This window comes from Mycobacterium celatum, assembly GCF_002101595.1.
Taxonomy (GTDB): domain Bacteria; phylum Actinomycetota; class Actinomycetes; order Mycobacteriales; family Mycobacteriaceae; genus Mycobacterium; species Mycobacterium celatum.
This window is the reverse complement of the sequence record NZ_LQOM01000037.1, coordinates 69,305-88,685: the sequence shown is the minus strand read 5'-3', so window position 1 is coordinate 88,685 and position 19,381 is coordinate 69,305. Positions and strand designations below refer to the sequence as shown.

General features: G+C 67.7%; 19 protein-coding genes and 1 pseudogene. 8 read left to right on the top strand and 12 right to left on the bottom strand.

From position 1 onward, the window contains the following. Window positions 1–9: 9 nt before the first annotated feature. Window positions 10–321 carry a DUF4229 domain-containing protein gene (locus AWB95_RS16665; RefSeq protein ID WP_062538860.1) on the top strand — a complete coding sequence of 104 codons (312 nt, stop codon included), beginning with the start codon at window positions 10–12 and terminating at the stop codon, window positions 319–321. A 146-nt stretch (window positions 322–467) separates the two neighbouring features. Here AWB95_RS16665 and AWB95_RS16660 read toward each other — a convergent pair. Beyond that, window positions 468–1,328 (bottom strand): annotated as a pseudogene (locus AWB95_RS16660) (1,4-dihydroxy-2-naphthoate polyprenyltransferase); the annotation flags it as partial. A gap of 87 nt (window positions 1,329–1,415) precedes the next feature. Here AWB95_RS16660 and AWB95_RS16655 point away from each other — a divergent pair. Both AWB95_RS16655 and AWB95_RS16650 read left to right on the top strand, forming a co-directional pair. Beyond that, a complete protein-coding gene (locus AWB95_RS16655) occupies window positions 1,416–2,192 on the top strand; it encodes an S-methyl-5'-thioadenosine phosphorylase (RefSeq protein ID WP_062538270.1) in 777 nt (258 codons plus the stop codon). Beyond that, window positions 2,189–3,223, top strand: a complete 1,035-nt coding sequence (locus tag AWB95_RS16650) for an NAD-dependent epimerase/dehydratase family protein (protein ID WP_062538271.1) — start codon at window positions 2,189–2,191, stop codon at window positions 3,221–3,223. Before AWB95_RS16655 ends, AWB95_RS16650 begins: the two co-directional genes overlap by 4 nt. Here AWB95_RS16650 and AWB95_RS16645 read toward each other — a convergent pair. Beyond that, window positions 3,220–4,671: a DUF7937 domain-containing protein gene (locus tag AWB95_RS16645; protein WP_099539580.1), complete on the bottom strand. Its 1,452-nt coding sequence runs from the start codon at window positions 4,669–4,671 to the stop codon at window positions 3,220–3,222. The two genes, AWB95_RS16650 and AWB95_RS16645, sit on opposite strands and share 4 nt — an antisense overlap. A gap of 252 nt (window positions 4,672–4,923) precedes the next feature. Between AWB95_RS16645 and AWB95_RS23510 the strand changes: the two genes are divergently transcribed. From AWB95_RS23510 to AWB95_RS16630, 3 genes are all read left to right on the top strand, one after another. Then, window positions 4,924–6,702: a DUF7159 family protein gene (locus AWB95_RS23510; RefSeq protein ID WP_062538272.1), complete on the top strand. Its 1,779-nt coding sequence runs from the start codon at window positions 4,924–4,926 to the stop codon at window positions 6,700–6,702. Window positions 6,703–7,040: 338 nt separating this feature from the next. Beyond that, complete coding sequence (locus AWB95_RS16635; protein ID WP_062538273.1) at window positions 7,041–7,697, top strand: glycosyltransferase family 2 protein; 657 nt, start codon at window positions 7,041–7,043, stop codon at window positions 7,695–7,697. Further along, window positions 7,694–8,356 (top strand): TIGR04282 family arsenosugar biosynthesis glycosyltransferase, encoded by a 663-nt coding sequence (locus AWB95_RS16630; protein ID WP_062538274.1) that lies wholly within the window; start codon window positions 7,694–7,696, stop codon window positions 8,354–8,356. Before AWB95_RS16635 ends, AWB95_RS16630 begins: the two co-directional genes overlap by 4 nt. A gap of 3 nt (window positions 8,357–8,359) precedes the next feature. Here the strand turns inward: AWB95_RS16630 and AWB95_RS16625 are convergent, their stop codons facing one another. Next, on the bottom strand, window positions 8,360–9,712 hold the full coding sequence (locus AWB95_RS16625; protein ID WP_062538275.1) for a hypothetical protein: 1,353 nt from the start codon (window positions 9,710–9,712) through the stop codon (window positions 8,360–8,362). Between the two features lie 174 nt (window positions 9,713–9,886). On the opposite strand from AWB95_RS16625, the gene AWB95_RS16620 reads away from it, so the two are divergent. After that, on the top strand, window positions 9,887–10,507 hold the full coding sequence (locus tag AWB95_RS16620; protein ID WP_142358460.1) for a hypothetical protein: 621 nt from the start codon (window positions 9,887–9,889) through the stop codon (window positions 10,505–10,507). A gap of 45 nt (window positions 10,508–10,552) precedes the next feature. Here the strand turns inward: AWB95_RS16620 and menE are convergent, their stop codons facing one another. The 8 genes from menE to AWB95_RS16580 form a co-directional block, all read right to left on the bottom strand. After that, entirely contained in the window at window positions 10,553–11,638 is a 1,086-nt protein-coding gene (gene menE / locus AWB95_RS16615) for an o-succinylbenzoate--CoA ligase (protein ID WP_062538293.1), read from the bottom strand. Window positions 11,639–11,688: 50 nt separating this feature from the next. After that, window positions 11,689–11,991, bottom strand: coding sequence for a DUF3349 domain-containing protein (locus tag AWB95_RS16610; RefSeq protein ID WP_062538277.1), 303 nt, complete (start codon window positions 11,989–11,991; stop codon window positions 11,689–11,691). A gap of 60 nt (window positions 11,992–12,051) precedes the next feature. Then, window positions 12,052–12,336 carry a hypothetical protein gene (locus AWB95_RS16605; protein WP_062538278.1) on the bottom strand — a complete coding sequence of 95 codons (285 nt, stop codon included), beginning with the start codon at window positions 12,334–12,336 and terminating at the stop codon, window positions 12,052–12,054. Further along, complete coding sequence (locus tag AWB95_RS16600) at window positions 12,333–13,553, bottom strand: inorganic phosphate transporter (protein WP_062538279.1); 1,221 nt, start codon at window positions 13,551–13,553, stop codon at window positions 12,333–12,335. Before AWB95_RS16600 ends, AWB95_RS16605 begins: the two co-directional genes overlap by 4 nt. Window positions 13,554–13,648: 95 nt before the next feature. Further along, on the bottom strand, window positions 13,649–14,056 hold the full coding sequence (locus tag AWB95_RS16595; RefSeq protein WP_062538280.1) for a VOC family protein: 408 nt from the start codon (window positions 14,054–14,056) through the stop codon (window positions 13,649–13,651). A gap of 13 nt (window positions 14,057–14,069) precedes the next feature. Continuing rightward, a complete protein-coding gene (locus AWB95_RS16590) occupies window positions 14,070–14,954 on the bottom strand; it encodes an SDR family oxidoreductase (protein WP_062538281.1) in 885 nt (294 codons plus the stop codon). A 101-nt stretch (window positions 14,955–15,055) separates the two neighbouring features. After that, window positions 15,056–15,958: a 1,4-dihydroxy-2-naphthoyl-CoA synthase gene (locus AWB95_RS16585; RefSeq protein WP_062538282.1), complete on the bottom strand. Its 903-nt coding sequence runs from the start codon at window positions 15,956–15,958 to the stop codon at window positions 15,056–15,058. A gap of 136 nt (window positions 15,959–16,094) precedes the next feature. Next, window positions 16,095–17,015 (bottom strand): aldo/keto reductase, encoded by a 921-nt coding sequence (locus AWB95_RS16580; protein ID WP_062538283.1) that lies wholly within the window; start codon window positions 17,013–17,015, stop codon window positions 16,095–16,097. A gap of 93 nt (window positions 17,016–17,108) precedes the next feature. On the opposite strand from AWB95_RS16580, the gene AWB95_RS16575 reads away from it, so the two are divergent. Beyond that, window positions 17,109–17,645: a TetR/AcrR family transcriptional regulator gene (locus AWB95_RS16575; RefSeq protein WP_062538294.1), complete on the top strand. Its 537-nt coding sequence runs from the start codon at window positions 17,109–17,111 to the stop codon at window positions 17,643–17,645. Between the two features lie 81 nt (window positions 17,646–17,726). Here AWB95_RS16575 and fadD8 read toward each other — a convergent pair whose 3' ends face one another. Further along, complete coding sequence (gene fadD8 / locus AWB95_RS16570) at window positions 17,727–19,328, bottom strand: fatty-acid--CoA ligase FadD8 (RefSeq protein WP_062538284.1); 1,602 nt, start codon at window positions 19,326–19,328, stop codon at window positions 17,727–17,729. Window positions 19,329–19,381: the final 53 nt, after the last annotated feature.

Genomic DNA, 19,381 nt, shown 5'->3' with positions numbered 1-19,381 from the left:
GCTCGGACCGTGCCGGTTGGTCGAAGCCCCGCTGGTCGCGCCGTGGTCGACGTGCTGCTCTACGGGGCGGCCCGGATTGCTCTGGCGGTGGCCCTGACCGCCGCGATCTACGGGGTGGCCCGACTGCTCGGTGTGCGGGAGTTCCCCTTGGTCGTTGCCGCCTTGTTCGCATTGATCATCGCGATGCCGCTTGGCATCTGGCTGTTCAGCCCACTGCGCCGGCGCGCCACCGCGGGGATCGAGGCGGCCACCGCGCGACGACGCCGCGACCGTGAACAACTGCGCGCCCGGCTGCGCGGCGAGGCTCCGCCCGAAGACTGACGCGCCCTAGGCGCCCCGGCTTCGCCCTAGGCGCCCCGGCTTCGCCCTAGGCGCCCCGGCTTCGCCCTAGGCGCCGAACGTGTACTCACGGCGGAAAACCGGCCGAAATTTCGCCCCCAGTACACGCTCGACGTGCAGTCAACCAGCGCCAGCGCCAAAGCCACCGCGACCGACCACACCAGCATCGTCAGCCCGGTATCCCGCAGTACCGGAATCAACTCGGGCCCGGTGCGGCCGGATCGCACCGGGCGCGCGGCACGCAAACCCAACGGCGCGGCCACCAACCCCACGGCGCACCAGGGCGTGGCGAGCATCAGCACCAGCGTCAACACCGCGGCGAGCACCAGCAGCACGTGATACAGCGTCCGCGTTCCGGCGTCGCCCAGCCGCACCGCCAGCGTGATCTTGCCGGACTGCGCGTCGGTCGGGATGTCGCGCAGATTGTTGGCCACTAAGACCGCCGACGACAGCGCGCCCGTCGTCACCGCCAAAACCAGGCCCACCCAGTCGACCCGCAGCGCCTGGGTGTACTCGGTGCCCAAGACCGCAATCAGGCCGAAGAACACGAACACCGCAAGTTCGCCAAAACCCGCGTACCCGTAGGGTTTTGACCCGCCGGTATACAGCCAAGCCCCGGCGATACACACCGCCCCGACGGCGATCAGCCACGGCGCACTGGTCAGCGCCAATGCCAGCCCGGCCGCCGCCCCGACGCTCAGGCTCGCCACAGCCACCGCCAGCACCGAGCGCGGCGTGGCCAGCCGCGATCCCACCAACCGCACCGGGCCGGCCCGGTCGTCGTCGGTGCCACGGATGCCGTCGGAGTAGTCGTTGGCGAAGTTGACCCCGATAACGAAGGCGCACGCGACCAATAACGCCAGCAGTGCTTTCCACCAGACGGCGGCATGCAGCCAAGCCGCGGCGCCGGTGCCCGCGATCACCGGGGCGACGGCGTTGGGCAGCGTGCGTGGCCGCGCACCGGCGATCCACTGCGCAAAGCTAGCCATGGCTCGATCGTTCCATGCGCTGTACCAGAATGAGCTAATGCCCGCCGGCGACGATGCAGAGCGGAGCGATGAGGAGGAACGGCGTACATGCTCGGAGTGATCGGCGGCAGCGGCTTCTACACCTTTTTCGGGGCCGACGCGCGCACCATCAAACTCGACACCCCGTTCGGCGAACCCAGCGCCCCGGTCACCGTCGGCGTCGTCGGCGAGCATGAGGTCGCCTTCCTGCCCCGTCACGGCGCGCAGCATCAGTATTCGGCGCACACCGTCCCATACCGGGCCAACATGTGGGCGCTGCGCGCGCTAGGCGTGCGGCGGGTCTTCGGGCCGTGCGCGGTCGGCAGCCTGACGCCCGATCTCGGGCCCGGCTCGATCGTGGTGCCCGACCAATTGGTGGATCGCACCCACGGCCGCGCCGACACCTACTTCGAATCCGGCGGGGCACACGCCGCATTTGCCGATCCGTACTGCCCGGCTTTGCGTGCCGCGGTCACCGGCCTGCCCGGCGTGGTCGACGGCGGCACCATGGTGGTGATCCAGGGCCCGCGGTTTTCCACCCGCGCGGAAAGCCAGTGGTACGCCGCCGCCGGATTCACCCTGATCAACATGACGGGCTATCCCGAGGCGGTGCTCGCCCGCGAACTCGAGATGTGTTATGCTTCAATCGCTTTGGTGACCGACCTGGACGCCGGAATCGAGGTGGGCGCGGGAGTGACGGCCGTCGGCGTGTTCAGCGAATTCGAGAAGAACATCGAGCCGTTCAAGAAGCTGGTGCACGAGGCCATCGGCCAGGTCGCCGCCGAGCGCACCTGCACCGACTGCCAGTCACACGCCGGCGTCGGCCTGCCGTTCGACCTGCCGTGAGGGTGCTGCTGACCGGCGCCGCCGGCTTCATCGGCTCCCGGGTGCATGCGGCGTTGCAAGCGGCGGGGCACGAGGTCATTGCGATCGACGCCCTGCTACCGGCCGCGCACGGACCAGATGCGGTGGTGCCACCGGGATGCCGACGGGTGGACGTCCGCGACGCCGACGCACTGGCTCCGCTCCTGACCGGGGTGGACCTGGTCTGTCATCAGGCCGCCGTCGTCGGTGCCGGGGTGAATGCCGCCGACGCCCCGGCGTACGGCAGCCACAACGACTTTGGCACCACGGTGCTGCTCGCGCAGATGTTCGCCGCCGGCGTGCGGCGGCTGGTGCTGGCGTCGTCGATGGTGGTCTACGGCCAGGGTGGCTACCGCTGCGCCGAGCACGGGCCCGTCGACCCGCCGCCGCGGAGCCGGGCCGACCTGGATGCCGGGGTATTCGAGCACCGCTGCCCGCGCTGCGGCCGTGAAGTGGCGTGGCAGCTGGTCGACGAGGAAGCTCCGCTGCGGCCGCGCAGCCTGTACGCGGCCAGCAAGGCCGCACAGGAGCATTACGCGCTGGCGTGGTCGGAGTCGACCGGCGGCTCGGTGGTGGCGCTGCGCTACCACAACGTCTACGGGCCGGGCATGCCGCGCGACACCCCGTATTCGGGCGTGGCCGCTATTTTCCGGTCGGCGCTCGAAAAAGACGAGGCGCCACCAGTTTTCGAAGATGGCGGCCAGATGCGCGATTTCGTGCACGTCGACGACGTGGCGGCCGCCAACGTGGCCGCTGCGGCGTCTGACCATAAGGGCTTTGTCGCCGCAAATGTCTGTTCGGGCCAGCCGATTTCGATCCTGGAAGTGGCGACAGCGCTATGCGATGCGCGCGACGGCAGTGTGTCGCCGGTCGTCACCGGCCAGTATCGCAGCGGCGACGTACGCCATATCGTCGCCGATCCGGCCCGGGCTGCCCGGATTTTGGGCTTCCGCGCGGCCGTCGACCCGCAACAGGGGTTGCGCGAATTCGCGTCGGCGCCGCTGCGCGGTTAGCGTTGTCCGGGCCGGTAGATCTTGGGCGCACGGGACAGCTGCTGCGTGGGAGCGTTGTCACCCCGAAAGATTCGTGGTCGGCCGGTGTCCAGCCGAGTGGTCACGGGTTCTGGTGAGGCGGTACGGTGTTGAGCCGCTCGACCGGTGACGATGACGACGGCGAGGATACACAGGGTCAGGCCGCACAGTACGACGTCGAACGTGCTGGTGATCTGCTGGACGAGGTCGTTGCCGTAAACCGGGTTGCTCAGCCAGGAGGGTGAACTGGCATACCGCGGCGCCAGCGCGACGGCGATCACGATGCGGGAAACGCTGAGTACGAAGAGAACTCCGCACAGCGAGGAGATCACGGGCCGGGGAAGTGACAAGTTGGCGAGGTTGAGGTACAGCCACACCGCGAGCACGGCGGTCACCAGATCGAATGCGGCCATCGCCGCGCTGTCGTAGGGCGAGTACGGCAGGTTCAAGCTCACCGAGACGACGATGTCGGTGATGCGCATCAGCACCGATCCGGCACACCAAACGATGATGAGCAGCAAGCCTTTCCGTGCCGCCGGTCGCCACAAACTTTCGGGGATGTGCTCCGTCGTGGCGATGCGCAGCAATGTCAGCGGTGCGAACACCGCCGCGGCCGCCGCCCAGACCAAGTAGCCCTCGAAGCCAACCCCGGACGTGGAGGTGTTCTGCGCGATGCCGTGGAATCCGTCAATCTCGCGGCCAATGGGCAAGACCCAGACGACGATTCCGGCGAGCAGGGTGGACGCTCCCAACCCGATGACCGCAAGCCGAGTTACCCTGCTGCCCTGGAAGATCCATCGGGTTGCGACGACGACGGCAACCAACGCCACAATGCCGTACACGACCGCGGTGGCGATGATTGCGACGTTCTGCTTGCCGAAACCCGATGAGCCGGTGGGCAGGGCGGCCTTTGTCCGCCAGAACAAGTTGAACCCCACAGCCAGCGCCGCCCCAACGATCGACGCATAGCCCAGGATGCGGGCCGACAGCAGCCACCGGCGGAACCTATCCTTGTCGGCGGCCGTCGCAGTGATCAGCGGTTGAGCGCTCAACAACGAGCCGGCGACTCCGAGCCATGCGCCCGGTCCAATGCCGCCCGGCACATTGGCACTGCCGCCATACCGGACCGTCTGGACCACGTCGAACACCACAAATCCCAGCACCAACAGCAGGTAGGGGATGTTGAGTGGGGCGCGGAGCCGACGGGCCAACGGATCCAGGCGCCACGAGCCGGCGATGGAGGTCAGTGAAAGCAGCGTCGCCACAAGAACTACCGTGAACAGTCCACCGCGGCTGCCGGGGACGCCGACGCCGAAATAAAGGTTCCACGGTAAAGCCAATGCGATGAGCAACAAAACACCGGCGACCACGTCGCGCCCGATGTTCCAACGCTGAATGGTCTTGCGGGTCACCACGGATCGTGACGGCAGTTGGTTTTCGGTCCGCGGGACGGCGCCGTGGCGCACCGTACTCGTGTCGTCGCGGCTGTCGGTCACCAGTTTCCCCTTGCGATATGACAGGTTCGCGCTGCTCGCCGCGAACGTCGTCGTCGGTTGTCATCCAGTGTGGCCTACGCAGGCCCGCTCCGGCGCGAGGCGCACTTCCGTAGGCTGGATCTGGATATTCGCTCAGCCTTCGTCGGCCGAATAGCCGATACTGCAGTGTCAGAAAGGAGCGCCACGGTGGACGTGACTTTGGGCGTCGCGGTCAGCGGTCCGGTCGCCCGTCTGGCGCTGGTCGGCTCGGGACCCGACGGCGACGCCCTGATCGACGAATCGGTGGTCGACCTGGGTTCGGATGCGGTCGACAAACTGACCGAAACGGTGCTCGGCACCCATCGGCTGCTGGCCGCAGAGGACCATCGGCTGGTCGGTACTCGGTTGTGCTGGTCGGATGAGCAGCAAGCCGACGAGCTGCGGCGCGCGCTGGACGATTCCGGCGTCGAGAACGTCGCGGTGTTGCCCGAGTCAGAAGCGGCAACTGCGCTGATCACCAGCCCGGAAGCCACCGCAACTATGCCGACGGGCGATCCTGACCTCACAGTCGCGTGGGGCGCCGCGATGGCCGCGGCGCCGGCGACGATGACGCAGGCCGCCATGCCCGCCCAGGACGCGACGATGGCTGCGCCCGCGGCGGCCATGACCGATGCGGCGATGCCGGTCGAGGACCCGACGATCAACGAGCCGGCGGCAGAGGTGCCGGAGGCGGAGCACCAGCTGGCGTACTCTATGGCCGACGACGGCTCCGAACTGCTGCCGATGGAATACGACGGCGACGACGAGGACTACGGCGAGACCGAGGTCGTCGCTCAGCCGGTTGGCCGGGCCTTGCTGGTGGGCAGCACCGTGGGCGGGATCGTGGTCGCGGGATGTGCCGCGTTAGCTGTTGCGGTGACGATCGGCGTTCGCCCGAGCGCCGCCAGTCAACCTCAGCCCCCGCCGGTGCAACAGCCGCAGCAGCAACAGAAGCCCGTGCCGGGGAACTTCATGCCGGTGTTGCCGTCACCCAACGCGAGCCCGCAAGTGCAGGCTCCGGTGGTCGGCAATCCGGGCTCACCGCAGGGCGTTTCGAGTCCGGGTCCGCAGCAGGCGCCCAGCGCGCCGCCGGTTGCTCCGCCGCCCGTCGAGCAGGCACCGCCGCCAGCCGCCCCGCCTGCGCCGGGCTTCAACCCGGTGCCGATCCCGATACCGATTCCGCTCCCGATCAATGTGCCCAGCGGGCCTCTGCCCGGCACCAATCCAGGGACGAACCCTGGAACGAACCCGGGGACGAATCCCGGCACTAACCCGGGCACCAATCCGGGGACGAACCCGGGAACGAATCCTGGAACTAACCCTGGGACGAACCCCGGGACCAATCCCGGGACGAACCCCGGTACTAACCCGGGGACGAATCCTGGAACTAACCCTGGCACGAACCCCGGGACCAATCCGGGGACGAATCCCGGTACCAATCCGGGGACGAATCCCGGCACGAATCCGGGGATGAATCCCGGTACTAACCCGGGCACGAACCCGGGTGGCAGCGGGAGCGGCGGCACCGGTGGGTCGGGGTCGGGCAGCAGTGGCTCCAGCGGCACCGGGTCCGGTGGCACTGGCGGCGAAAGCGGCTCGGGGAGCACCGGCGGTGGCAGTGGATCGGGCAGCGCCGGATCGGGTGGCAGCGGATCCGGCAGCACGGGTGGCGGCTCCAGTAGCACCGGCGGTGGCGGCTCTGGTTCGGGCGGGACGAGCTCCGGCGGGTCCGGCAGCCCTGGCTCTGGCGGCGGCTTTGGCTCCGGCGGAGGGGGATCCGGTAGCAGTGGCGGTGGCGGTATCGGATCCGGTGGCGGATCAGGCGGCTTCGGGTCCGGTGGGTCCGGCTCCGGTGGCGGCGGTTCCGGTAGCAGTGGCATCGGCGGCGGCTCTAGCTCCGGCGGCGGTGGATTCGGCGGTGGCGGGTTCGGCGGCTTCGGCCACTGAAACGCCGCCATCGTCTACCAACTGGGTTTGTGGCCATCGACGCGAGTTACCAATCAGCTGTGTCCCGGCCGTCACATCTGCCGCAGGAATCTCTGGTCAAGCCGGTCCACCGTTTGCCCGACTCCTAGCGACAACCCGAGGCGCGCAAAAGATTTGGTGAGGTCGATCGTGTAAGCGAACGGCATCCGCACGTTCCCGAGTTACTGCAACGGTCCACCCGCGCTTGAGCATCTTGTCGGATAAGAGGTCGAGGTAGTCGTCGACGGTGGCAATGTCCTTCCCGTCCTGCTTACCGACACCGTGCGCTCGGGGTCCGACACGCTTTAAGGTCAATCGACATGCCTGACGGTCTGGTCACGGTGGTGCTGCCCTGTATGAATGAGGCCGAGTCGCTGCCGAACGTGCTGGCGGCCATCCCCGCCGGCTACCACGCGCTGGTGGTCGACAACAACAGCACCGATGACACCGCCGAGCTGGCTCGCCGCCACGGCGCCACCGTCGTCACCGAGCCGCGGCCCGGTTACGGATCCGCGGTCCACGCGGGGGTGGTGGCGGCGACGACGCCGATCGTGGCAGTCATCGACGCCGACGGCTCCCTGGATCCCGCCGACCTGCCCCGGCTGGTCACCGAGCTCGACAACGGCGCCGACCTTGCCGTTGGGCGTCGAAGACCGGTGCCCGGATTGCACTGGCCGTGGGTCGCGCGGCTCGGCAGTGTGATGATGAGCTGGCGGCTGCGCTCCCGGCACGGCTTGCCGGTGCATGACATCGCGCCCATGCGAGTATTTCGTCGCGATGCCCTGCTGGGTTTGGGCATCACGGACCGCCGCTCGGGCTATCCGCTGGAGTTGCTGGTGCGGGCGGCGGCCGCCGGCTGGCGTGTCGTCGAACACGACGTCGCTTACGGCGCGCGCACCGGCGGCAAATCGAAGGTGAGCGGTTCACTGCGGGGCAGCGTGATCGCGATCCTTGACTTCTGGAAGGCGATCTCATGAGCGTCGTGCCGGTGACGGTGCTGGTGGTGGCCAAAGCGCCGGTGCCGGGTTGGGCTAAGACGCGGCTGGCCGCGACGGTGGGTGACCGGGTCGCCGCCGAGATCGCGGCCGCCGCACTGCTGGACACCCTCGACGCGGTGACGGCTGCGCCGTTCGCTGCGCGGGTGGTGGCTTTCACCGGTGAGCTCGACGCGGCTGTCGACGCCGACGAGATCCGAAGCCGGCTCACGTCGTTCACCGTTATTCCTCAGCGCGGCAATACCTTTGCCGACCGGCTGGCCAACGCGCACGTGGACGCGGCCGACGGGTATCCGGTGTTGCAGATCGGGATGGACACCCCACAGGTGACCGCCGAGTTGCTGGTCGACTGCGGGCGACGGTTGTGCGAATCGCCGGCCGTGCTCGGTTTCGCCCGTGACGGCGGTTGGTGGGCGTTGGGGGTGCGCACACCGGAGAGCGCCGACTGTCTGCGCGCCGTTCCAATGTCGCAGCCGGACACCGGGCTTCTCACGTTAAAAGCGTTGAATTCCAGCGGTATTGAGGCCTCACTGCTGCAGGAGTTGGCTGATTTCGATGTCGCAGACGACGTGGCCGCAGTACGCGAAATCTGCCGAGCCAGCAGCCGGTTCGCCCAAGCCGCCCGCGCGGCGGGGCTGTAGTCGCTACCAATTCGTGTAGATCAGGCTGTTCACCAGTAGCGCGCCAATTACATTGACCGCCAGCCAGAATCGATGCGACTGCGCCGGAAGCAACGCGGGACCCGCGGTCAGCCAGACGGTGAACGGCAGCCAGATCCGTTCCGTCTCGGCCTTACTGAGCATGCTCAGGTCGGCGCAGACGATCGCAATCAGTAGCGCCAGCATCAGCAGATGAATACCGGATCGTCGGCGGATCGCCGCCGCGTCGAACACCCGCCCCAGACCGGCAATGCTACCCAAGCCCGTCGCACACGCCGCTGCGGCCAGATTGGCCCAGCTCCAATACCCGAACGGTCGATCGCTCGCGAGACCCTGCCAATAGCGTTGCTGGACAAGGGTATAGCCGTCGAACCACCAGAAGCCGACGGCGGCGAATACCAGGACCACCGCGACGGCCGCCAGCACGGCCGGTCCCAGAGCCCGCAGCGCGGGTCGCCAATCTCTCGCGCACACCAGGACGGCGAACGCCGGTAGCGCCATCAACGTCAGCCCGTAGTTGAGGAAGAGGGCCCAGCCGAGCAGCAGGCCCGACCCTGCCGCCGCCAAGCGGGGGCGTCGCACCTCGCTGTGTACCGCCACCGCCAACAGCGCGATGCCCCAGGCCGCCACCCCGGCGAAGTATCCGTCCGCAGAGACGGCGATCCAGATCGCCGTCGGTGCCACCGCGACGAATGGTGCGGCGATGCGGGCAGTTGCCTTGCCGGCGACCGCCCGCAGCGTGATCAAGATCGCGGCTGCCGCGCTGGACCCAACCAAAAGACACAGCAGGCCCGCCCATGCGCCGCCGCTCAAGCCGATGCGATCTAGCCAGACGAACGTCAGCAGCGCGCCAGGAGGATGACCAGACACATGGGTGGTCCACGAGTGTGGTTGGAAATCCAGGATGCGGCCAGAAAAGGTGCGCAGCGCCCGCGGGATATCGGTGATGCCCGGAACTTCGTGCAGGTACTCGTCTTTGGTGGTCAGCCGGCCGGCGAAGCCGCGCCGCCAGCCGTCGATCATCGCCAGGGAAAACGCCCACGCGAAGGCGGTCGCCCAGGTCACCCACGTCAGGAGCCGCCATCGCAGTCGCTGGGCGACTACCGGCCCCCAGATCACCGCGGCCAGCCCGATCACAATGGCCGGGACGGTGCCCCAGCCGACATGGGCATCGAACCAACCGAATAGCGGCGCGGCGCCGGCATGCGAGCCGAATCGATCGGGCGCCGAATGACGGCGCGACATGATGCCCAAATGCAGCCGCGGCAACACGAATGCGGCCGCAACCAGGACGAACCCGACTGCGGCCGCGATTGCCTCCCTGCGACCGATCTTCATCACCGGTCAGCCTATTGGTACGGCGCCGCACGACGGTCCGACGTTTGCGCCGGTGAACCTTCTTGACGACGCGCTGTGGGACGCTTGTGGGCATCTCCAACGGACGAACAGGGGGCGCCCATGCCAATTGATCCACCGGACTGGTCCGGCGCTGACCGAGGCAACCCGCCACTGATGCCGCCGCCGGCTTACCAGCCAAGATTTGATGCGCACCCCGGATACGGTTGGAATTCACCGGTCGTGCGCCCGCCGGGGGCCTACCCACCGTATCCGGCGGTCGGTAAGGCCGCACCAAGAAAGTACTGGTATGCCATCGGTACGGCGCTGATTGTCCTGGGTGTTGTGTTCGGCGTTGGCGCGGGCGTCAAGTTGATCGACGTCATGGGCAAGCAGCCCCGCACCGAGCACACCTTCGGCAGTGGCGAGTCCACCACCCTGCACATCGATGCGGGCGGCACAAACGTCGTCTTCATCGCCAACGCCGACACCGGCGCCCGGCACCGAGTCCATTGCGGCGTAACGCCGGGAGTCGGCGTCGCGATGACGAACTACAACGGAGACCTGACCCTGAATCAGTGGAAGGCATACTTCACGATCACCGCCAGCCAGTCCGGCGATTACACGGTCAGCTGCACAGGGTCTTCGTCCGACACGTTCGGCGTCGGCGGAGACCTTCACATGGGTGATTTCGTCGGCGCCTTCGTCGCTGGTCTCGGTGGCCTAGCTCTAATGTCTGTCGGGGTCTTGACTTTGGTGTTGACTGCTGTGCTTCGTCGGCGGCGGGCAGGACAATAGGTGCGGTGGGACGCACATGACCCGCTTTCGGCAGACCAACCTCGGCTAGCCGCCGAATCGGCGCGCCAAGGCTTGCCGGTCCACCTTGCCGATGCCGCGCATCGGCAGCGCGTCGACAATGTGCAATTCGCGCGGTGCCGCAGTGACGTCCAGCGTGCCCGCGACGTGCGCACGTAAGTCATCCAGTGTCGGTGTGGCGCAACCCTTAACGGCCACCACCGCCGCGACCACCCGCTGACCCAGCCGATCGTCGGCGACCCCGAACACTGCACACTCGGCCACGGCGGGATGCGTGCGCAGGGCGGCCTCCACCGGCTGCGGCAACACGGTCAACCCGCCGGTGCTGATCGCCTCGTCAGCTCGGCCCAATATCGTGAGCACACCCGAACCATCAAGCGCGCCAATGTCTTCGGTGCGAAACCAGTCCGGCTCGGCGAACGGATCGGGATCGACGGGATTGCGGTAGCCCTTCGCCAATGTCACGCCGCCGATCACGATGCGCCCGTCGGCGTCCACCCGCAGCCGCACCCCCTTCAAAGGCACACCGTCGTACACGCAGCCGCCGGCAGTCTCGCTCATCCCGTAGGTGCGTACCACGGTAATGCCGGCTCTAGCAGCGGAATCCAGCACAGGTCGCGGCGCCGGCCCGCCACCGATCAACACGGCATCCAAGCAAGCCAGCGCCGCGGCGGCCGCCGGGTCGGTCAGCGCCTTGACCAACTGGGCAGCCACCAACGACGCATATCGTCGGCTGGGCCCCAAACGCCCTACGGCAGAAGGCAGTTGAGCCACATCGAAGCCCGACGAGACGTCCAGCTCCACCGGAACTGTCCCGGCCACCAGGCTGCGCACCAGCACCTGCACGCCGGCGATGTGATATGGCGGCAACGCCAGCAGCCAGCGGCCGGGCCCGCCCAGGCGGTCGTGGGTGGCCGTTGCGCTCGCGCGAAGCGCATCGGCCGTCAGCAGCGCACCCTTGGGCGGTCCCGTGGTGCCCGACGTCGTCGCCACCAGCGCGACGTCATCGTCGATGGCTTCGCCAATCCGCAGCGGTGACAACCCTGAAGCCCCAACCGGCGCCGGTACAAAGGCCGAATCGCGGCCGGACAGAACATCTTCCAGCGCGGGCATCAGTGTGCGCACCGCGGCGCCCGGCGGGATGGCAAGTGCGCGCAGGACGGCTATTCGCGCTCCTCACCCTCGCGGACGTCGTCCAACGGCCAGCCCTTGGCGGCCAAGCGGGCCCGCACTCGCTCAATGTCCTCAGGGGACGGCAGCTCATCGGTGAACTGTGTGATCACCACGCCGATGTCGATGTGATCGAACTCGCCGCGCTGCATCAACTCACGGGCCACCGCTTTGACCTCGTCGTTGGTCAGCCGCCGGGACAGCAACGCAAGCAGCGGTATGTAATCGGTTTGCGGGACCCCGTCGGGGTATCCCGCCCGCAACCACGCGACGATCGAGTTGAGGAATCGGTTCACACTGCGTCAACTTCCCGGCTTGGGCCTCCGTCACGCATCAAGCAGCCAACAGATTCGATGCTACGTGGACCTGGCGCCGAGGATGAACCAGCCGGTGTGGTAGGCGATGAAGTCGCGAGCGATGAACAGCACACCGAGCGCAACGGCACCCAGCACCAGCGCGAAGATCGCCCAGCTGAGCGCGGTCATTGCGGGGCGCTTTCGGGTGGCGGCGTCGCCGGTGACCCCGGCGCCGACGGCGCCCAGCCGCACCCCGACCGCAAACAGCACGGGCAGTGCAGCGCCGACGAGTAGGCCGAAGACCAGGATCTTCAGCGTGGCAGCGTAGTTGAACCAGGTGGTCATGACGCGTGGAGACTCCCAGCGGGCACGGATTCGGTGCCCGGAACTCGTCCGTTGACCTGCGGGACGTGCCCGTTGGTCGATTCCAACCCGGCCGTCAGGTTGCCGGCCCAGTCGTTGTTGACGTTGGTGTGGTCGATCCGCACCTTGCGCGACTGCAGCCAAATGGCCAGGGCCGCCGCGGATAGCAGCGTGAAACCGACTAGCACGCCGAAGTATCCGCCGATGCTGTGCACCAGCAGATAGGTGAGGGCACCGACGATGCCGGCCGACGGCAGCGTCACCGCCCACGCGGTCGCCATCCGGCCGGCCACGCCCCAGCGCACCTCCGCGCCGGGTTTGCCCACGCCGCTGCCCAGCACGGACCCGGTCACCACCTGCGTGGTCGACAACGCGTAACCGAAGTGCGCAGACAGCAAGATGATTGCCGCAGACGACGTTTCGGCCGACATACCCTGCGGGGGCTTGACCTCGACCAGCCCCTTGCCCAGGGTGCGGATGATCCGCCAGCCGCCGAAGTAGGTTCCCGCCGCCATCGCGACCGCGCAGCACACGATCACCCACAGCGGCGGCAGGGTGGCGCTCCGGCTGACAGCGCCGTAGGACATCAGCGCCAGGAAGATGACGCCCATCGTCTTCTGCGCGTCGTTGGTGCCATGGGCCAGCGAAACCAGGCCCGCCGAGAAGATCTGGCCGCGGCGGAAGTTGTGGTCGGTGCGCTTTTCCGGAACTCCGCGGGTGGTTCGGTAGACCAGCCAGGTGCCGACCGCTCCGACTGCGGTGGCCAGTGCGGCCGCCACCACCGCCGGGATCACCACGCGTGACACCAGGCCGGTCCAGATCACCCCGTGGCCGCCGACCGCGGCGATCATTGCGCCGACGATGCCGCCGATCAGGGCGTGCGAAGAGCTTGACGGGATACCGAGCAGCCAAGTCAGCAGGTTCCACACGATCCCGCCGACCAGACCGGCAAACACCAGTTCCAGCGTCACCAGTTGAGCGTCCACCAGACCTTTGGCGATCGTCGCCGCGACGGCGGTGGACAGGAAGGCCCCGACAAGGTTCAGCACCGCGGACAGAGTCACCGCGGCTTTCGGGGAGAGCGCGCCGCTGGCGATGGAGGTGGCCATGGCGTTGCCGGTGTCGTGGAACCCGTTAGTGAAATCGAACGCGAGTGCCGTGATCACGACGATGATCAGTAGGAACAACTCAAGGTTCACGGGGCCAATTCTGGGTCTAGGTTCCGGCGGTGTCTAACGAACGGCGATGCGAAACGCGGGTGGATTTCCACTCGTCGCCTGATGTTACCTTTCAGTTAACCTTCGGCAGTGCGCCGTTCACCACGGGTGTCACGCCGCAGCGGGTGGTCCGGCGGTATCTGCACAAAAATCAGGGTCACGCCGTCGGGATCGGTGACGTGCATCTCATGCAGTCCCCAGGGTTCGCGGCGGGCCTCCCGGGTGATCGGCACACCCCGGCCCTCCAGTTCTGCCTGGGTGGCGCGGACGTCGCGCACCTGCAGCCACAACGCCCCCGGAAATGGGCCGGCGGGGCGCTCGGGCGCACCGTGGCCGGCCAGTTCGATCAGCGACTGCCCTGCGTAAAACACTGTGCCAGCGCCGTATTCGCGGGCGATGGCCAGCCCGATCTGGTCCCGGTAGAAGCTCAGCGACTGCTGATAGTCCGCCGGCCGGAACAGCATCCGGCTGGCCAGGATTTCCATGTGGTCGTGTCTATCACGAGCTGGGTTGGATGCGCTGACGCTTCATCAGCGCGGTCGCCCAGCCAGGGCCGACGGTGTCCAGCGCCTTGGCGGCGACGGCCATGCGCGGCGCGATCCGCACTGGCCGGCTGCGCGCGGCGGTGATCATCCAGTCGGCGGCCTCGCGGGGCGTCAACGCCGGCATGCCCTCGTAGGCCTTGGTCGGGGCGATCATCGGGGTGGCCACCAGCGGGTAGTAAAGCGTCGTCGAGTGCACTCCCTTTGGGCCCCACTCGGTTTCGACGACGCGACTGACCGCCGACAGCGCGGCCTTCGACGCGTTGTACACCGAGAACAGCGGCGACGCCTCGCTGAACACACCCCAGGTCGCGACGTTGATGATGTGGCCGTCGCCGCGCTCGAGCATGCCGGGCGCGATGCCGCGGATCAGCCGCAGCGGCGAGTAGTAGTTGAGCACCATCGTCCGCTCGACGTCGTGCCAGCGTTCCAGCGATTCGGCCAGCGGCCGGCGGATGGAGCGGCCCGCGTTGTTGATCAGGATGTCCACCCCGCCCAGCCGCTGTTCGACGTCGGCGACCAGGGCGTCGACGGCGTCCATGTCGGACAGGTCGCAGGGGATGGCCAGCGCGGCGCCGCCGTTGGCGTGGATGCGGTCCACCACGGCGTTGAGCAGGTCTTCCCGGCGGGCGACGGCGACGACGGTGGCCCCGCGGCGGGCGAACTTTTCCGCGGCGCTTTCGCCGATGCCCGACGACGCGCCGGTCAGCAGGATTCGTTTGCCGTCGAGGTCGACGGGCTTGGCCGCCGGACTGTAGAGGCGCAGTTGCGGCGCGATGGGCGGCCGCATGCCGGCCAGGGCGATCTGCTCGGAAATTCGACGAAGTGGACTTTTGCTCACGTCGGGAGTCTAGGGGGCCGGCGGTGTGGCCCCGACATCGACGTTTTGCAGCCCGCCTCTCGCGCTTTCCCTGCAAAACGTCGGTTTCGACGGCGCACCCTCTAGAAGTACCGGGGGAACCGGCTCCAGTCGGGCGGCCTCTTTTCCAGGAAGGCATCGCGGCCCTCGACGGCCTCGTCGGTCATGTACGCCAGCCGGGTCGCTTCGCCGGCGAACAGCTGCTGGCCCACCAGCCCGTCGTCGAGAAGGTTGAACGCGTATTTCAGCATCCGTTGGGCCTGAGGGGATTTCGCGTTGATTTCGGCGGCCCACTGGATGCCGGCGGCCTCCAGCTCGGCATGGTCGACGACGGCGTTGACCGCGCCCATCTCGTGCATCTGTTCAGCGGTGTACTCCCGGCCCAGGAAAAAGATCTCGCGGGCGAACTTCTGACCCACCTGGCGGGCCAGATACGCGCTGCCGTAGCCGCCGTCGAAGCTGCCGACGTCGGCGTCGGTCTGCTTGAACCTCGCGTGCTGGCGGCTGGCCAGGGTGAGGTCGCAGACCACGTGCAGGCTGTGCCCGCCGCCGGCCGCCCACCCGGAGACCAGGCAGATGACGACCTTGGGCATGAAGCGGATCAGCCGCTGCACCTCGAGGATGTGCAGCCGCCCGGCGCGCGCCGCGTCGACGGTGTCGGCGGTCTCGCCGGAGGCGTACTGGTAGCCGGTGCGGCCGCGGATGCGCTGATCACCGCCGGAGCAGAACGCCCAGCCGCCGTCGCGCGGTGAGGGCCCGTTGCCGGTCAGCAGTATCACCCCGACGTCGGGGGACATCCGGGCGTGGTCCAGCGCGCGGTAGAGCTCGTCGACGGTCTGCGGGCGAAAAGCGTTGCGCACCTCGGGCCGGTTGAACGCGACGCGCACGGTGGCGTCGGTGACATGGCGGTGATAAGTGATATCGGTCAGCCCGGCGAAACCGTCCACCGGTCGCCACGCATCAGCGTCAAAAGGATTGTCGCTCAATGCTCTTGGACTCCCTCCAGGCGGAACACCGGGCATATTCCGGCCAGCGCCCCCTCGCCGCCGAAACGCAAACCCAGCCGCGACATCCGAAACCACGGCGGTCGGGCAGCTGCGCTATTTCCCACAGGCAGCGACGTTACCTCCGAAAGGGCTGGACACCATGAGGTTGGGGTTCCGTTGCACCGACGGCGTCGAGCCGTGCCAGCGCGTCGGCGCTCAGGGTGACGGAGGCCGCGCCGCGGTTCTCTTCGAGGTGGGCAATCGACCGGGTGCCCGGAATCAGCAACGTGTTTGGCGCATGGGCCAGCAGCCACGCCAGTCCCACCTGTGCGCCGGTGACTCCGAGCTCGCCGGCGATCTCGGCCACCACCGGGTTGTCGGCGACCTTGGGGAAACCCGGGAACGCCGAGCCGAGCGGGAAGTACGGCACCCAGGCGACGCCCTCGGTGGCGCACAAGTCGAGTGTGGCTTCTTGGGAGCGGTCGAGCAGGCTGTAGGGGTTCTGCACGCATACGATGCCGGCGGGCAGCGCCCGCTGCACCACGTCGAGCGGTACGGCGCTGATGCCGATCGCGCCGATCTTGCCTTCGTCGCGCAGCGCGACCATCTCGGCGATTTGGTCGTCGACGTCGACGATTTGGTCGCCCTCTGGTTGCAGCCCTGGCCCGAGGTCGAGGCGTCGCAGGTTGACCACCGGAATGCAGTCGAGGCCCAGCTGACGCAGATCGTCTTCGACCGCGGCGCGCAACTCCGCGGGCCGTTGCGCCGCGGCCAGGGGTACCGGATCTTCGCCGGTGTATCGCGCGCCGACCTTGCTGACGATGACGAGGTCGTCGGGGTAGGGGGCCAGTGCCTGGCGAATCCGTCGGTTCACCTCGCCCGGGCCATAGAACGACGCGGTGTCGATGTGGTTGACCCCGAGTTCCACCGCGCGACGCAACACCGCGGCCGCCTCCGCAGACGACGGCTCGAACAGTTGCATTGCGCCGTATCCGACGCGGGCCACCGTCGCCGCGCCGATCCTGCCGGTACCGCCGGGGTGGGATTGATCTGTCATGGTGCTCCCGTCACACTGGTGAAAGGCGGAGGGTCCTCCGCTTGTCCGAACCGTAGCATAACCGGAGGAGCCTCCGCTTTGGTATCCGAACCAATTCGGTCCGACGCGCGCCGTAACCGGGAGAAGTTGCTCGAGGTGGCCACCGCAGCGTTCGCCGCCGCGGAGGGGCGACCGGTGTCGCTTGAGTCGATTGCGCGCGACGCCGGCGTCGGGATCGGCACGCTGTACCGGCATTTCCCCAATCGGGAGGCTCTCGTCGAGGCGATTTACCGTGCCGAGCTCGCCGAAGTGGCCGCCGCGGCCGAACAGCTGCTCAAGCGGCATCCGCCCAAGGCTGCCTTGCGACGCTGGATGGACCGTTACGCGAGTTTTGTGGCCACCAAGCGCGGGATGGCCGAGTCGTTACACGCGATCTTCGCCTCGGGCGCGATGGAGCCCAGCCGGACTCGCGACAGCATCGTCGGTGCCGTCGAGAAGTTGCTCTGCGCCGGTGTCGACGACGGCAGCCTGCGTTCCGACGTGTCACCTGACGATGTGGTGACGAGCCTCATCGGCATCTTCCTGGCCAGCGGTTCGCCGGAACAGACGAGCCGCATGCTCGATCTGCTGGTCGCCGGAGTGGAAACCTAGCCCCTCTTCGCCCGAGCGTGAAGCCAGTTTCACGTTCGGGCGGCGAGCGTGAAGCCAGTTTCACGCTCGGCGCGGGGAAACCTAGCCGACCGCCCGGCCCGCGCCTTGCCAGAACTGCGCGCGCACCGCCTTCTTGTCCGGCTTGCCCAGCCCGGTCACCGGCAGCGAGTCGACGACCACCACCCGCTTGGGCGCCTGCACCGACCCCTTGCGGTCCTTGACCGCGGCCTGGATTTCGGCGGTCATCGTCGCGATCGCGTCGTCGTCGCGCGGCGCGTCGGGGCGCAGCACCACCACGGCGGTGACGGCCTCGCCCCACTTCTCGTCGGGTGCCCCGACCACGCACACCTGCGCGACGGCGGGGTGCTCGGCGACGACGTCCTCCACCTCGCGGGGGAACACGTTGAAGCCGCCGGTGACGATCATGTCCTTGACCCGGTCGACGATGTAGTAGTAGCCGTCGGAGTCCTCGCGGGCCATGTCGCCGGTGTGCAACCACCCATCGCGGAACGTCTCGGCCGTCGCCTCCGGCAGATTCCAGTAGCCGCCCGCCAAAAGCGTTCCGCTGACACAGATTTCGCCCACTTCGCCCTGCGGAACCGGCTTGCCGTCGAGGTCCAGCAGCGCCACCCGCGCGAACAGCGTCGGGCGCCCACACGACGTCAGCCGCTTCTCGTCGTGATCCTTCTTCCCGAGATAGGTGATCGCCATCGGCGCCTCGGACTGGCCGTAGTTCTGCGCGAAAATCTGCCCGAACCGGCGGATGGCCTCGGCCAGCCGCACCGGGTTGATCGCCGAGGCGCCGTAATAGACCGTCTCCAGCGACGACAGGTCGCGGGTGTGCGAATCCGGGTGGTCCATCAGCGCATACAGCATCGACGGCACCACGAACGTCGCCGTAATACGCTTCTCCTCAATGGTTTTCAGAACCTCGGCCGGGTCGAACTTGGGCAGCACGTACATTTCGCCGCCCTTGATCAACGTCGGCAAGAAGTACGCCGCACCGGCGTGCGATAGCGGGGTGATCATCAAAAAGCGCGGCTGCTCCGGCCATTCCCATTCCGCCAACTGGATCATCGTCATCGTCGAGATCGACTGCGCCGTCCCGATCACACCCTTGGGCTTGCCCGTCGTGCCGCCGGTATAGGTCAACCCGATGATCTGATCAGGCGGCAGATCAGCGGCCACGAGAGGCTGCGGCTCGTACTTCGTCGCCTCCGCCGACAGGTCGACGCCCACATCCTTCAACGCATCGGGCACCGGGCCGATCGTCAGGATTTGCTTGAGCGAGTCCACCCGTTCCAACAGCCCCAGGGCCCGCTCGACGAACATCGGGTTGGGGTCGATGATCAGCGAGCTGATCCCGGCGTCGGACAGCACGTAGGCGTGGTCGTCGAGCGAACCGAGCGGATGCAGCGCGGTGCGGCGATAGCCCTGGGTCTGGCCGGCGCCGATGATCATCAGCACCTCGGGCCGGTTGAGCGAGAGCAGCCCGACGGCGGCGCCGGTGCCGGCGCCCAGCGCCTCGAACGCCTGGATGTACTGGCTGATCCGGTCGGCCATCTGGCCGCCGGTCAGCGTGGTGTCACCGAGGAACAGCACGGGCTTGTCGCGGTGACGCTTCAAAGCGCCTACCAGCAGGTGACCGTTATGGGTGGGATTGCGCAGCAGCTCGTCACTCATGCGCTCAAGACTAGAACGTGTTACAGAAAGAGCCGAGCCCCCGCCGAAATTTG

Bases quoted from the DNA above. Each gene is read 5' to 3' on its own strand.
- AWB95_RS16655 (WP_062538270.1), top strand. From the start codon at position 1,416: ATGCTCGGAGTGATCGGCGGCAGCGGCTTCTACACCTTTTTCGGGGCC.
- AWB95_RS16635 (WP_062538273.1), top strand. From the start codon at position 7,041: ATGCCTGACGGTCTGGTCACGGTGGTGCTGCCCTGTATGAATGAGGCC.
- AWB95_RS16630 (WP_062538274.1), top strand. From the start codon at position 7,694: ATGAGCGTCGTGCCGGTGACGGTGCTGGTGGTGGCCAAAGCGCCGGTG.
- AWB95_RS16625 (WP_062538275.1), bottom strand. From the start codon at position 9,712: ATGAAGATCGGTCGCAGGGAGGCAATCGCGGCCGCAGTCGGGTTCGTC.
- AWB95_RS16620 (WP_142358460.1), top strand. From the start codon at position 9,887: ATGCCGCCGCCGGCTTACCAGCCAAGATTTGATGCGCACCCCGGATAC.
- menE (WP_062538293.1), bottom strand. From the start codon at position 11,638: ATGCCCGCGCTGGAAGATGTTCTGTCCGGCCGCGATTCGGCCTTTGTA.
- AWB95_RS16605 (WP_062538278.1), bottom strand. From the start codon at position 12,336: ATGACCACCTGGTTCAACTACGCTGCCACGCTGAAGATCCTGGTCTTC.
- AWB95_RS16595 (WP_062538280.1), bottom strand. From the start codon at position 14,056: ATGGAAATCCTGGCCAGCCGGATGCTGTTCCGGCCGGCGGACTATCAG.
- AWB95_RS16580 (WP_062538283.1), bottom strand. From the start codon at position 17,015: ATGACAGATCAATCCCACCCCGGCGGTACCGGCAGGATCGGCGCGGCG.
- fadD8 (WP_062538284.1), bottom strand. From the start codon at position 19,328: ATGAGTGACGAGCTGCTGCGCAATCCCACCCATAACGGTCACCTGCTG.